The 14660-nt window shown below is 42.1% G+C and carries 11 protein-coding genes; 6 read left to right on the plus strand and 5 right to left on the minus strand.

Going from position 1 to position 14660, the window contains the following annotated elements:
• Window positions 1–46 precede the first annotated feature (46 nt).
• Together ACMXYP_RS08800 and rrtA are read left to right on the plus strand one after the other, a co-directional pair.
• Window positions 47–2203 (plus strand): VIT and vWA domain-containing protein, encoded by a 2157-nt coding sequence (locus ACMXYP_RS08800; RefSeq protein ID WP_415881263.1) that lies wholly within the window; start codon window positions 47–49, stop codon window positions 2201–2203.
• A 9-nt stretch (window positions 2204–2212) separates the two neighbouring features.
• Window positions 2213–2890: a rhombosortase gene (gene rrtA, locus ACMXYP_RS08805; RefSeq protein ID WP_415881264.1), complete on the plus strand. Its 678-nt coding sequence runs from the start codon at window positions 2213–2215 to the stop codon at window positions 2888–2890.
• A gap of 51 nt (window positions 2891–2941) precedes the next feature.
• Here rrtA and ppsA read toward each other — a convergent pair whose 3' ends face one another.
• Entirely contained in the window at window positions 2942–5311 is a 2370-nt protein-coding gene (ppsA, locus tag ACMXYP_RS08810) for a phosphoenolpyruvate synthase (protein ID WP_415881265.1), read from the minus strand.
• A 238-nt stretch (window positions 5312–5549) separates the two neighbouring features.
• On the opposite strand from ppsA, the gene ACMXYP_RS08815 reads away from it, so the two are divergent.
• Window positions 5550–6368: a pyruvate, water dikinase regulatory protein gene (locus ACMXYP_RS08815; RefSeq protein WP_415881266.1), complete on the plus strand. Its 819-nt coding sequence runs from the start codon at window positions 5550–5552 to the stop codon at window positions 6366–6368.
• Window positions 6369–6424: 56 nt separating this feature from the next.
• Here ACMXYP_RS08815 and ACMXYP_RS08820 read toward each other — a convergent pair whose 3' ends face one another.
• Together ACMXYP_RS08820 and ACMXYP_RS08825 are read right to left on the minus strand one after the other, a co-directional pair.
• Window positions 6425–7762: a hypothetical protein gene (locus ACMXYP_RS08820; RefSeq protein WP_415881267.1), complete on the minus strand. Its 1338-nt coding sequence runs from the start codon at window positions 7760–7762 to the stop codon at window positions 6425–6427.
• Between the two features lie 14 nt (window positions 7763–7776).
• Window positions 7777–9222: a rhomboid family intramembrane serine protease gene (locus ACMXYP_RS08825; protein WP_415881268.1), complete on the minus strand. Its 1446-nt coding sequence runs from the start codon at window positions 9220–9222 to the stop codon at window positions 7777–7779.
• 357 nt (window positions 9223–9579) lie between these two features.
• Between ACMXYP_RS08825 and ACMXYP_RS08830 the strand changes: the two genes are divergently transcribed.
• Entirely contained in the window at window positions 9580–10260 is a 681-nt protein-coding gene (locus tag ACMXYP_RS08830; RefSeq protein WP_415881269.1) for a FecR domain-containing protein, read from the plus strand.
• A 153-nt stretch (window positions 10261–10413) separates the two neighbouring features.
• Window positions 10414–11298: a hypothetical protein gene (locus ACMXYP_RS08835; protein WP_415881270.1), complete on the plus strand. Its 885-nt coding sequence runs from the start codon at window positions 10414–10416 to the stop codon at window positions 11296–11298.
• 179 nt (window positions 11299–11477) lie between these two features.
• On the opposite strand, the gene amrA is transcribed toward ACMXYP_RS08835, so the two are convergent.
• Window positions 11478–12056 carry an AmmeMemoRadiSam system protein A gene (gene amrA, locus ACMXYP_RS08840; RefSeq protein WP_415881271.1) on the minus strand — a complete coding sequence of 193 codons (579 nt, stop codon included), beginning with the start codon at window positions 12054–12056 and terminating at the stop codon, window positions 11478–11480.
• Window positions 12043–12822 carry an AmmeMemoRadiSam system protein B gene (gene amrB / locus ACMXYP_RS08845; RefSeq protein WP_415881272.1) on the minus strand — a complete coding sequence of 260 codons (780 nt, stop codon included), beginning with the start codon at window positions 12820–12822 and terminating at the stop codon, window positions 12043–12045. Before amrB ends, amrA begins: the two co-directional genes overlap by 14 nt.
• 149 nt (window positions 12823–12971) lie before the next feature.
• Between amrB and amrS the strand changes: the two genes are divergently transcribed.
• Window positions 12972–14042, plus strand: coding sequence for an AmmeMemoRadiSam system radical SAM enzyme (amrS, locus tag ACMXYP_RS08850; protein WP_415881273.1), 1071 nt, complete (start codon window positions 12972–12974; stop codon window positions 14040–14042).
• Window positions 14043–14660 lie beyond the last annotated feature (618 nt).

Consider the following 14660-nt stretch of genomic DNA (forward strand, 5'->3'; position numbering starts at 1 on the left):
CCTAAACATCACAACCTTGCTCCCATCAACAGATGAGGAACAAGCGATGACACACTCAACACCTAACTTAAAACGCAGCAGCCTATTCACAGCGATAGCATTAGGCAGTGCTCTTTTGATGAGCCCATACAGTAATGCTGCAGGACTATTAAAACCGAGCAATGCAGGGTATGAAGAGCTAAAAATCAAAGAACACCATGTCGATGTCGTGATTGAAGATATGTACGCAACCACAACAGTTGAGCAGGTTTTTCATAACCCTAACGCGAATGATCTAGAAGCTATTTACTCCTTCCCAGTGCCAGATAAAGCGGCTGTAGGTGAATTTAGTTATTGGATTGATGGCCAACCTGTTACAGGTGAAGTCGTAGAGAAACAGCGTGCCCGACAGATCTATGAGCAGGAAAAACAAAAAGGAAATGAAACAGCCATCGTAGAGAAAGACCAATACAAAACGTTTGATATCTCTGTATTCCCGGTAAAGGCTAATCAAGAAGTTAAAATCAAGTTGGTCTATCTCCAAAATACCCAGACCGATACTGGAATTGGTCGATACGTATACCCTCTTGAAGATGGTGGCGTTGATGAGCAAAAACTGAGTTTTTGGGATCGCAACGAAACGGTAAATGAAAAGTTTTCTTTTGATGTGAAGCTAAGGACCAGCTATCCCGTTGATGGTTTACGAATGCCTAAACACCCAAATGCATCCTTCCAACAACTTAATGCCTATGAATGGCAAGCTAGCTTGATCAATTCTGCTAACATTCACAACCAACAGCAGCTTGATATAGAACAAGCAGAAATGTCGGAACAGACTGAAACTGAAAGCACCGTCACCAATAGCAAGAGCGCTGTGATGACTCTGGATAAAGATATTTTGCTTTACTGGCGTCATGCTGAAAACCTACCCGCAAGCGTAGATATGCTGGCTTACAAAGAAGTCAATTCAAGCAAAGGCACTTATAAACTGACGTTAACACCGGGTAATGACCTCCCTGTAATGACTCAAGGTCGAGATTGGGTGTTTGTACTTGATATCTCCGGCTCTATGCACGGCAAATTCTCATCCTTGATTGAAGGTATTCGAAGCGGCCTAACACAGTTAAACCCTAATGATCGTTTTAAGATCATATTGTTTAACAATCAAGCGCAGAGTTTCACTCAGGGCTACCTACCTGCTGATCAACAAACAATCAAAGACACATTGCAACGTCTAGATCAGGTACAACCAAATAGCGGTACAAATCTATATGCAGGGCTTAAGACAGGCATTAATCAACTTGATGCGGATAGAAGTACTGCAGTAGTTCTTGTTACTGATGGCGTTGCGAATGTAGGTACAACCGAAAAGAGTAAATTCCTAGATCTACTAGAGCAGCATGATGCCCGCCTATTTACTTTTATTATGGGTAACAGCGCTAACCGTCCTCTTTTAGAAGAGATGACACGCGTATCCAATGGCTTTGCTCTACAGATTTCAAACTCTGACGATATTAGTGGTCAGCTCCAGATAGCCAAAGGCAAGATGGCTCATGCTTCTATGCGAGACATTCAGATCGAGATTGATGGCGTAAGAAGCAAAGAGCTGGTGAAACCGCGATTGGCTAATACCCTTTACCACGGTCAACAAATGACTCTATTTGGACACTATTACAAACCAGGCAAGGCAGAAGTGAAGCTGACCGGCACAATCAATGGTGAAAAGAAAACCTACAAGACCAGCTTTAATCTACCTGACGTTGCAACTGACAACCCTGAATTGGAGCGTTTATGGGCATATGCAGCCATTGAAGAGCTACAAGCAGAGATGGACTACCTAGGCTCTGACAAAGATGCTGAGCAAGCGATCGTTGATACCGCTGTGGAATATGGCTTGGTAACTGACTACACATCTATGATCGTTGTTAGAGACGAAGTATTCAAAGCGATTAATATTGAGCGCTCTAATCTAAAACGCGTTGAAAAAGAACAGACAGCTCGTGAAAACCGAGCACAACAAACGATTACCGCTCAGCAGAATCGTGTAGATACTCAACAGCCAATGTTTGTCGATCAATCTCAAGATCAGGCTAATCAGAGCCAAGTTAGACCGAGTGTTTCATCAACACGCTCAGGTTCAGGTGGCGGTGCCGTTTCACCATGGTTAGTAATCTTTATCGCTGTAGTCATCACACTTGTACAGATGCGTCGCTTTAAGCGCTAAAAGAACTAAATGATGATGAGTTTGTTCACTACAATCACAACTGCCCTTCGGGGCGGTTGTAATTCATATAGCGGCCTTAATGGTAATGAACAGCCAACAAAAACACCGTTGATCACCTTATCTATGTTCGTCAGTGTCTTGAGTATCGGAATACTAAGTTTTAGCTTTCCTATGCTTTCTTGGCTTTGCTTTGATTACGCCCTAATTACGGAGCAACAACAATATTGGCGCTTAATTACAGCCCATTTTGTTCATAGCTCTACAGAGCACCTTTTTTGGGACCTGTTAACCTTTGCCGCCGCAGGAGTGTATTTAGAGAATCGTGACCGAAAGCTATTCATATATGGATTGATTTCAGGCCTAGTTACCCTATCCATCTATCTACTATCACCGCTAACCGATATAGCGCGATACAGTGGCCTATCGGGGATCCTCTACACTGTTATCTGTTTAGCAGCATGGCAATGGTTGAGAGAGGAAATAGGCTTTATCGCTTGGCTACCGCTGATAGCGATCGCTGTTAAAACGGTTACTGAGATATTTATGCAGGGCACAGTCTTTGTAACTGAAGGATGGGAGGTATTTAGTGAAGCACATCTCGTTGGGGCTGGTACTGCATTGTTTGTAGGATTTTATCAGGCTTTATACAGTGCAGATTTAAAACCACTTTCATGGATATCAAAATAGGAAAAAAAGCGCTATTAAGAAACCTTAATAGCGCTACGATTTATAACATTTTTAGTTTTCTTGATTGTTTGCCAAGAAGAACCAAGTATCGAGAACCGAATCAGGGTTCAAAGATACTGTGCTAATTCCCTGCTCCATCAACCAGCGAGCTAGATCTGGATGATCGGATGGGCCTTGACCACAAATCCCGATGTACTTACCCTGCTTCTTACAGGCAGAAATCGCCATTGAAAGCAGCTTCTTAACTGCTTCATCTCGCTCATCAAATAAGTGCGCAATAACGCCGGAATCACGATCTAAACCAAGCGTTAACTGAGTTAAATCGTTAGAGCCAATAGAGAAACCGTCAAAGTGCTCTAGGAACTCGTCTGCAAGCAATGCATTGGATGGGATCTCACACATCATGATTACACGTAAACCGTTCTGACCACGCTTCAGACCGTTAGCAGCTAGCAGATCAACAACCTGTTTCGCTTCACCCGGAGTACGTACAAACGGGATCATTACTTCGACGTTTGTAAGCTGCATCTCATCACGTACGCGCTTAAGTGCGCGACATTCAAGTTCGAAGCAATCACGGAAGTTTTCAGAGATGTATCGCGCAGCGCCACGGAAACCAAGCATTGGGTTCTCTTCACTTGGCTCAAACGCATCACCGCCGATTAGATGACCGTATTCGTTCGACTTAAAGTCAGACATACGTACGATCACTTTCTTAGGATAGAAAGCAGCGGCCAGTGTAGAAATACCTTCAACCAGACGATCTACATAGAAATCGACAGGACTGCTATAGCCAGAAATACGGCGAGAGATAGTCTGTTGCAACGCTGGAGGCTGCTGATCGAAATTGATCAACGCTTTAGGATGCACACCAATCATGCGGTTAATGATAAATTCAAGCCGCGCTAAACCTACACCCGCGTTTGGCAAAGCCTGGAAATCAAATGCACGATCAGGATTACCCACGTTCATCATGATTTCGAAAGGTAGATCAGGCATCGATTCTACGCTGTTAGACTGGTGTTCATAATCCAGTTTTCCAGCATAAACACGACCTGTATCACCCTCTGCACAAGAAACTGTCACAAGTTGCCCATTAACAAACTGTTCCGTTGCATCACCGCAACCAACAATCGCAGGAATACCTAATTCACGGGCAATAATTGCAGCATGACAAGTACGACCACCGCGGTTTGTGACTATAGCTGCAGCGCGCTTCATAACAGGCTCCCAATCAGGGTCTGTCATATCTGTAACAAGCACTTCACCCGGCTGTACTTTCTCCATTTCGTTGATGTCATGGACGATACGTACATTACCAGAGCCAATTCGGTGACCTATAGAGCGGCCTTCAACGAGTACTTGGCTGGTTTCTTTAAGAAGGTAGCGTTCAATCACCGCCTGATTACTACGGCTCTTAACAGTTTCAGGACGCGCCTGAACAACAAATAGCTCGCCTGTATCGCCATCTTTAGCCCATTCAATATCCATTGGGCGGCCATAGTGGTTTTCGATCTCAATGGCGATCTTCGCTAATTGCTGAACATCGTTATCATCGATCGAGAACTGCTGGCGTTCAGCCTGATCGACTTGAACAGTCGAGACTGGATTGTCTGAACCCGGCTCAGAGTAGACCATCTTGATTGCTTTAGAACCGATCGTTTTACGAATAATCGCTGGTGCACCCATTTTTAGGGTTGGCTTATAAACGTAAAACTCATCCGGATTAACCGCACCCTGCACAACCGTTTCGCCTAAGCCGTATGCGGAAGTTATAAAGACAACATGGTTAAAGCCAGACTCTGTATCCAGAGTAAACATGACACCGGAAGAGCCTGTTTCACTGCGAACCATGCACTGGATACCGGCAGAAAGTGCTACTTCACTGTGCTCGAAACCATGGTGTACACGGTAAGAGATAGCACGATCGTTAAACAGAGAAGCAAATACCTCTTTGATCGCGTGCTTAACATTGGCAAGACCACGAACGTTTAGGAATGTTTCCTGCTGACCAGCAAAAGAAGCATCCGGTAGGTCTTCAGCCGTTGCAGAAGAACGAACCGCCACAGCAATATCATGGTTGTCCGCAGACATATCAGCCCAGTAAGCTTCGATAGCTTGATCAAGTTCTGGCTGAAATTCTGCTTCCATGATCCAATCACGTACCGTCTTACCGGTCTCTTTTAATGCCTGGATATCATTGGTATCAAGCTCTTTAAGCTTGGCGTTAATCTTATCTTCTAGACCGCCATGAGTTAGGAAGTCACGATAGGCATCAGCCGTAGTTGCAAAACCATTTGGCACTTTTACATTCGCACCAGTCAGTTCTTGTAACATTTCACCAAGAGAAGCGTTTTTACCGCCTACTCTTTCTACGTCATTCATTCCTACCTGATCTAGGCGCAGTACATAGTTCTGCAACTGTATATCTCCTACTCTGGTGTATAGTTATTACTTCTAATAATGGTGAGATCTTACTGCACTCAGCAGCAAAAATCCCCTGAAAAAAGCGCATATATGGTGGATTACTTTGATGATAATCAGACTATTGATGAAATCATGACCAATCGCTGAAATATGGCTGCCGATGTTAGCCACAACCCTGCTCTACATCTGGTATAGTCAGCCATATATTTTTGTTGCAGATTGTAAGTAGACAATGAAACGAACAGCTTTTTTTATCTCAGACGGAACAGGTCTAACCTCAGAAGCATTGGGGCATAGTTTACTTGCTCAGTTTGATAGCATTGAATTTGAACAGATTACTCTTCCCTACATCGATGACGTTGAAAAGGCTCGTGAGGCCGTCCAAAAAATAAACCAAGTTGCCGAGCAGCATGGCACTCGCCCTTTGATCTTTGATACGGTCGTAAATGAGGATATTCGTAATATCATTGCCGAATCGAATGCCTTTAAGATCGATGTCTTTTCAAGCTTCCTAAAACCTCTAGAAAACGAGCTTGATGCTCACTCCAATTATTCCGTAGGTAAATCCCACGGTATCGTTGAGCGTACTCGCTACAAAGACCGCATAGATTCAGTAAACTTTGCAATCGATAATGATGACGGTGCGCGTACACGCCAATACGCCAATGCGGATATCATCCTTGTAGGTGTATCCCGCTGCGGAAAGACACCAACGTGCCTATATATGGCGATGCAATTTGGTATCCGTGCAGCAAACTACCCTCTGACCGAAGAAGATATGGAGTTTAATCGCCTTCCTGAAGTACTAGAGGAACATAAACATAAGCTTTACGGTCTGACAATTGATCCATTCCAGCTTTCTGCGATTCGTCATGAACGCCGTCCTAATAGCCGTTATGCTTCACTTGATCAGTGTGATTTCGAAGTACGTGAAGTTGAGCGACTGTTTAAGAAGCTAAATATTTCAACGATCAACACAACAAATTTCTCGATTGAAGAGATATCTACTCGAATCATGGCTCAAGCAGGCCTTGAACGACGAATGAACTAACAAAACAATAAAGGAGCCTTTCGGCTCCTTTTAATATAACAAAACAACCGCCGTTTTTACTCTGCTTCAGCCATTTTAGCTGCCATTTCCCTGTATTTTTCAGCTTGTTGTCCTTTACCTGGCATCGCCTCAAGTGCATCAGCCATTAGCTCATAAGCTTTAACTCTACCCTCGTACTGTGGGAATTCTCGATGCAGACCATTCAGTAATTTAATAGCTAATTTATACTTGCCAGCCTCATGGCATTTCTTAGCTATCTCATGCCTAGCTGCGGGATCTTTCAACTTGAAATTAGGGTCGTATTGATAAACGCGTTGGATCAAAACTGGAATTAATGATTCCCGATTAGACTGCTTTAGGCACTCAAGATAATTCGGGAAAAAGACACAAGTATCTTCAGAGTTTTGGATTGCGCAGAGATAATCAAAATAACGGTTAAAGATATCTAATTCTTTAGGGAACTGCTTTATACCCTCTTTAAATTCGTATGAAACATCCTCAAAGCGCCCCTCTTTCGTAAGCACTTCAACCTTGTCCATAAAATGCAGTTTGTCAGTACGGATCTGCATCTCATCTTCATCAAACCGGCTAGCAAAACCTAAAGCACGTTGCTTCTGGAACAATAGGTACCCCATGAGATGAAAAATCACGATTAGATAGTAATAAGAGGTAATGCTTTCCAATATGTTTGAAAAGAAATAGAAATCAGAAAAAAGCTGATTGAGCGTCGCAACCGATGCAATCATGATCAACAAAAAAGCAAGCAAAATGAGATAGGATCGACCTAATTTGCACACCAATTTAATCAACTCAATTGGGTTTATAGCAGCGCCGATACTTTCAAATCTTGCATAGTTGATAAAGACCGCTGGAAGTGAAAACAACCAAAATATAGCAAATGCCGTTGTAACAAAATCACCAAATGTTTTAGAAACCGCAAGCAGCATCAGGCCTATTGCCAAAAAGATGGCGATAATATGAATAATCATTTTAACGCCACCACTATAGGCTGCGGTTACTAATGGTGCTTTCATACTGCCATCAGCCGTTTGCTGTAAACACATAAAGCTATATTTAGTGGTTACCCCGGCGACCAAAATAGAAAGAATAAAGCCAATCAATCCACCAATAAATGCACCTACAGCGGAGAAAATGGATGCTCCTAGAATAAGCATCAGTACTTGGGCATCCATGGGATAGCGAAATGCCTGATCAAGTCGACGCCAAAAAGGGTCGATATTTTCCCCTGCCCCCAAACTATCTAAACGCTCACCACAGCGGACACAACGAATGTCTTCATCAGGCTCATCAACACAACTATCACACACACTAAGATGGCAAGCATTACAGTGATAGGTAGATGCTTTTAAAGGGTGGTATTTGCAATAATCCATATAAGCCCTAACCACTAATTAAATAAACCACGACGGCTTCTTTCATAGATCTCATCAGCAGCAGTTGCATAACGTTTACATTTTACCTCATGCTCCCGTTCACCGAATGCCACGGATAACTTCCTAGCTAAATGACTAAACTCCTCAGTTTTCATCCCACGGCTATAAAGCATGGTAAAAATCTCTTCAGAAGTTTTAAGGCTAGATAGCGTTGCCATTTTCCAAGCAAGTTGTAGAAGATCATCATTTTTGAGTTCTTCTTGAGCAAACGTACTGCAGTGCCATAGCTCTTCAATCTTATCGAGCTCTTCATAAGTCGGCTTTTCGTAAGTTAAAAGCTGTAAGGCTACTGATCGATAATCATCGTTATGCTGAGCCTTTAGAATTTCATACTTCACGCGCCTCAGTTCAAAATCAGAACCGTACTTTTCTTCAAACTCATCAATGGCTGAAATAGCTGTTTTAAAGGAGAATTTACCTAATAGATGGTAGATCTTGTCTCGAGCCTTAACGTCTTCTGCAAAGTCTTCCTTTTTTTCTAGGTATTCTTCATCCAAGACTTTTGGGGAAACCATAATTGTCGTAAATATCAGTAATGCACCAGCGACAAACCCGCCTGTATGCGCCATGAAAGCGACGTTAGAGTCGGTCACAGTGGCAAACTGATATAGCTCGTTAGCAATGTAAAGCCCTAATACCCATAAGGCTGGCGCCCGAATAAATCCAACAAAGATGAAAAACCAATAGAAGAATTCAATTTTCCTAAAGCGGAATACACCTAAATACATTGCCATAACCGCAGAGATTGAACCTGAGGCACCAACTAAAGCGCTTGGACTTTGCGAATTAACCAATAAGAAAAGTACCCCACCGGCGATTCCGCCAAGCAAATAAAAGAGCAAAAAGCGCAGATGACCAATGGCAGCCTCAACTGCAAATCCAAAAATGACTAAGAAGAATATATTGCCTATCAGGTGAAAAAAATTACCATGCAAAAACTGGTAGGTAACCAAATCAAGAGGCGAAAATGCTTTTGGTTTTAAACCATGACCAAAAATTGTTGTACTAGAAATCAGATCATACAGCTCAGTACGATTAAGCCAATAATCACCGGTTCCAGGTTCATTAAAGCGGACTTGGTTATAGCGAAGATATTCAAAGAAATTTAAGTCACTTAGCAAATAGTAACTTAACTCAAGCGTGTCCCCAGATTGGTACAGATTTTGATATTCGACTATCTGCTTATCGGCTACCCCATCATCTTTGAGATAATTGAGGTACATCTCCCATTCAGCATCGAAATACTGTAGTTCTGTGTAACGATTAAGTGCATCATTAATCATCTCTTCGTCTTTATCTTGAGCGAAGAAAAACACCAGCGCATTCAATATAACCAAGAAAAACAGTACAGAAGGTGGTCTGCGCCAATCGAATTTTTTCTCAGTTGGGATTATGACCATAGTTTACGATTCCGTTCTCAACTGTTTGGTAATTTCCTTTGGATTAACAAAGGGTAACACAAACAGAAGACGCTATAATTTTATGCGGTTTAGAGTAAATTTAGTTGAAAAGCTGCAAAAACCAATAAAACGACAAAAATCTTACAACCTTTCATGAAATCAATCTGTTAGGTTAAAATTTAAACAATATAATTAAGATAATAAATTGTCCCTTGGAACTATAAGGTCATATTGCACTTTTATTACAAAGCCAGCTTATGCGGTTCTGATTGCTATCTGACGAATTACTGTAACAATTAAATCTAAGTGCTTATGCGTAGCATAGCGAATCTGACTCAGAGATAATGGAGCTTTTAGATGTCACGTCTATCCAAGATTTCATACTCATTCCTGTTATTACTCTGCTTCTTAGCCAACCCGGCGGCTGCCAGTAACGAAATTGGTAAGGTGGTCCTAATTCAAGGAAAGCCTTTGGTTGAACGTCAGAATCAACACCTGTTTATCAAAAGGAATGATCCCCTATTTACTGAAGATGTTCTGATCACTCCTGTAGGTAGCAAGATCCTAATCAAACTTGCAGATAAAACCACTATATCTCTTGCCGAAAACACTCAATTTGAATTATCCAAATACCAATTTGATAAGAAAAAACAGTCTTCAGATGTTAGTTTCAAAATGCTTAAAGGTGCTTTTAGAACCTTAACCGGTTCAATTGGCAAACAAAAACAGCCTAAATTCGAAATACACACTCCTTTAGCAACTATTGGGGTGCGCGGCACAGAGTTCTGGGGAGGTATGATCTTTTCAGATGCGCTGGATGTGACCATGCTTGAAGGTAAAGGTGTATACATAAAAAACGAACATGGGCAGGTAGAAATCACCCGACCAGGAGATGGCACTATGGTTTCTAAAGGGATGAAGCCTTCAGAAGTGTCTATGTGGAGTGAAGAAAAGTTATCCAAAGCAGCTTCAGCTACCGCTCTAAAACAACAACGGGAATTTGAAAGCCTAATCCCAAATACAGATTACATAGATTAAACAGCTTATATCTAGCTATTAATATTTTTCATTCATGCTTTTTCTTTCTGGCTAATACTTATATCACTTGAAGATTGTATTTAGCGTTTATGTGCAGAAGTCGAGCTGAGCCACTGACCTCATCTGGTTGTCTTTAACTCTTGGAGATAAAGTATGAATATTAAAACTCTCGTTGTACTGATTTGTACTTGTCTAGTTTCTTCCCCTGTATTTTCGACGCCCACCCCTATTGACGATTTACTTCCCCCGCCTGATCAGGATTTTCTATCATGTACAGGCGTATTTGGTGAAACTGAAGAATTTCGCATCACTTGGGCACCTATACTCGAAGAAGGAAAAAACGGCCCAGTTAAAAAATATGCTTCGGATATCTTTTGCTCTGTGACAAAAGCTGAGGATGTTGGTACGGATGAACCACAAATTTATGGTGAAATAGAAGTAAGTCCAGAAGCTTTACCGGCTAGAGAATGTCCATCTGAAGGTGATATTTGCTCAACCACTGTCCCTATGTCTGACCTCTTTTCAGCAGTTGATCAAGCAGTTGAGGATGGAGATTTAGTATTAGATGAAGGTACAACTTTAGACGATTACAACATTGCTTGTTCTGCTAAGGTTAAAGGTCTAAATCCACCGGGTAAAAGTCAAAATCATCCCCAAGGCATAGCGCCATGTGACGTGGTACAAGCATCACTTTGTCCAGCCTGGTCAGCAGAGGAACTCGCTGATGTTGGTAGTCACGGTGCAGCTAACCTGACCGATGACGAAGATATCTCAAATGCCTTTTATACAGGTCTATACAATGATCAGGAATTTGGAGGGTTAGGTAATGGCTTGTCTATTAATGTCGCAGCTTTCACCGGTTTCTTAATTAGTAGTCAAAGCTATGTTGCTCATTATAGCCATCAACCTATGTCGATATTCCCAGGATCAACAACCCCAGACCCAGAAAAAGATACAGTTAGATTTATGGACGTAACTGAGGAAGAATATGAAGCATGTAAACAAGAATTAATTGAACATGAGACAAACCCTTCTTAGGTAATCCTTTATTTATAAGGCTATTAATAGTTGTCCGAATTCAAAAGAATGAATCACTCTGAATTAAGTAAGCAAAAGGATATAGCCGACTTAGTATTAACTAGATCAGCTTTATTCGCTCCAGGATAAATGCCTAAATGTACATGGCAAAATCGACTTTTTAAAAGTCACTTCGATATTCAAACAACTACATCTACCACCTGATAAGTGTAAAAACTCATATTATCACTCCAGTAATCTACCGGTAGGCCCGCTTTTAACTTCAAGCGCTGTAGAAATACCTTTGCTGTAGGCAGCTGTTGCCAAACTTGTGGTAGAAATGTGGCTCGATGCCCACTTTCTTTAATTATTAGCCCATCAATCTTTGGCCTTAAACAACCTAGAAGCTCTTTCTCATTTGATACGCTTAATTCTACTGGAGCCGTTAAAACAGAGATATGAATTGAAAGGGTCTCAAATTCACCTACAGAAACTGGCTCAAAACGAGAATCATAAAAGGCTGCGTTCACAGCATTGCTCTGTAGATCTTTAAGTAGAGACTGTCGCGCTTCTAATGTTCCGATACAACCTCGTAGCTCTCCATTGATTGTTAAAGTTACAAAGGTTGCAGCTGGCTTATTAAGCCATGACAATTTTGAAATTGAATCATAATCTATAGGCTCATTTTTTGACTGCAGTTCAAGTTTGGAGGCAATTGAATCTTTAACGATATCAATCATTAGCTTTTGCTGCTCATGACTAAATTTAATAGATGGCATAAGCACCGTACCCTACAACGCGAGTCTTATCCCCCGCACTATCTCCAGAATTACAGGATTGAAGCAGATGTATTTTAAAATCTGTGGAAGCTAGTGCACACTGTAAACCATTAAGGCCCATGTAACCGCACGCTTCATCACCTCGAATATCTGTGTCACCTGCAATAATTCGTGTATTGGTGTTTTCGTCGATTAACTTTGCTTTGACGTAAGGATGATAATGACTCAAATCGGTACTGATTACCGTTAGCACCTCTGGATCTTGTAATGCAGGCAAAATCAATCTGGCAACCTCACTTGCCGATGCATTTCCAACCACAACAGGAATTAAATCTGCTTGAATATCGATTTGCTGAATAAATGGCAACTGGACTTCAAGACTGTGTTCTTGTGTATGTGCTAGGTCGTTGTAACTAACCCAGCCTTTATCAACTAATTCGATGATTCTATCCGCAGCGATAGAGATATTACCAAGTGGTGTTCTGAATTGATCAGCCAAAGGAACGGCCATACCTTGAAATGCTACTCGATGGCTTGGACCGATTAATAAAATGTTCTTAAACTGTGCTTCTGATGAGATACAGCTAAAAGCTGCGGCCGCGACACTTCCTGAATATATATACCCAGCATGAGGGACTATTAAAGCCCTTAAGTTCGGTATCACTTCTCTTTGCTCTTGTCTCAATAGAGCATCTACTTCACTTGCCAATTCTCTAGCATTATCAGGGTAAAACAAACCGGACACTGCTGGCTGACGAGTATTCATAAGCTTCTCCGTAGTATATCCCATCTCACAAGAGCACATATAGCAGTTTGATTGCTAACAATCACAAGCCGTCCTACCCTTCAAGTATAGAAATAAGTTACGAGAGTTTTAAAAACATCATCGATTTATTACCCAAATAGGAACCCAGTATGAGTGTGATTGAAGTGGGGTTCTGGCATGAACTTGACCAAAACAGAATTCAATGTGAATTATGCCCTCGTTTATGCAAATTAAAGGATGGGCAACGCGGCTTATGTTTCGTTCGTGGTAATGAAGGTGGTCGTATGCATCTTTATACATACGGTCGCTCAAGCGGTTTTTGTATAGACCCCGTAGAGAAAAAGCCACTTAACCATTACCTCCCTGGTACTCCCGTATTATCTTTTGGTACAGCCGGCTGTAACCTCACCTGCAAGTTTTGTCAAAACTGGGATATGAGCAAAGCCCGCGAGATGGATAAACTTGCTGATGCAGCCAGCCCAGTACAATTAGCAAAATACTGTCAGGAACACCATTGCCGCTCAATTGCGTATACCTATAACGATCCCGTAATCTTTCTCGAATACGCAGAAGATGTTGCGATTGCATGCCATGAATATCAAATTAACTCTATTGCCGTTAGCGCGGGTTATATTACCGATATAGCGCGCCCTCGTTTTTTTGAGCATATGGACGCCGCAAATATCGATCTAAAAGCATTTTCAGAACGTTTCTACAAAAAGATTTGTGGAGCCAGCCTAGCCCCCGTACTCGACACCCTTCTGTATCTTCATAATGCAACCTCTGTCTGGTTTGAGATCACTACACTGCTTATTCCAGATGAAAATGACAGCGATGAAGAGATCGATGCAATGACCCAATGGATTTATGAAAATCTTGGCCCCAGCATCCCATTGCATTTCTCTGCTTTTCACCCTGATTGGAAAATGTTGGATAAACCTCGCACCCCAGCAGAAACCCTAACGCGCGCGAGGCATATAGCGATGAAAAACGGGCTGAGGTACGTTTACACGGGCAACGTGCATGACACTGCAGGTAGCTCAACCTACTGCCACAATTGTGGACTACGTTTGATTGAACGCGATTGGTACCAACTAGGAGAGTGGAATCTTAAATCTGGCTGTTGTGTTGGCTGTGGTGAACCCTTACCAGGTCGTTTTGAAGAAAGTCATGGCAATTGGGGGGCTTATCGACAGCCGGTATTTTTGGCAGGACAGTAACTAAATGATTTGAACGAGGTTTAGAAACGAAAAAGCCGACTTAGAATTAACTAAATCGGCTTAATCTGAATTTAATAGCGGCGGCTGAATTTAAACCAACGACCTTCGCCCAGGATTACAAGAGCTGAGCCTGACGAGCTACCAAGCTGTTCCACTCAAATTTCCATATCCCAGAAACGAAAAACCGACTTAGAATTAACTAAATCGGCTTAATCTGAATTTGGTAGCGGGGACTGGATTTGAACCAACGACCTTCGCCCGGGGTTACAAGAGCTGAGCCCGACGAGCTACCAAGCTGATCCACTCAAATTTCCATATCCCAGAAACGAAAAAACCGACTTAGAATTAACTAAATCGGCTTAATCTGAATTTGGTAGCGGGGGCTGGATTTGAACCAACGACCTTCGCCCGGGGTTACAAGAGCTGAGCCCAACGAGCTACCAAGCTGATCCACTCAAATTTCCATATCCCAGAAACGAAAAAACCGACTTAGAATTAACTAAATCGGCTTAATCTGAATTTAATAGCGGCGGCTGAATTTAAACCAACGACCTTCGCCCAGGATTACAAGAGCTGAGCCCGACGAGCAACCAAGCTGATCTACTCAAATTTCCATAT

Origin of the sequence: Neptuniibacter sp. QD34_54 (genome assembly GCF_047778055.1) — a bacterium.
Classification (GTDB): Bacteria; Pseudomonadota; Gammaproteobacteria; order Pseudomonadales; family Balneatricaceae; genus Neptuniibacter.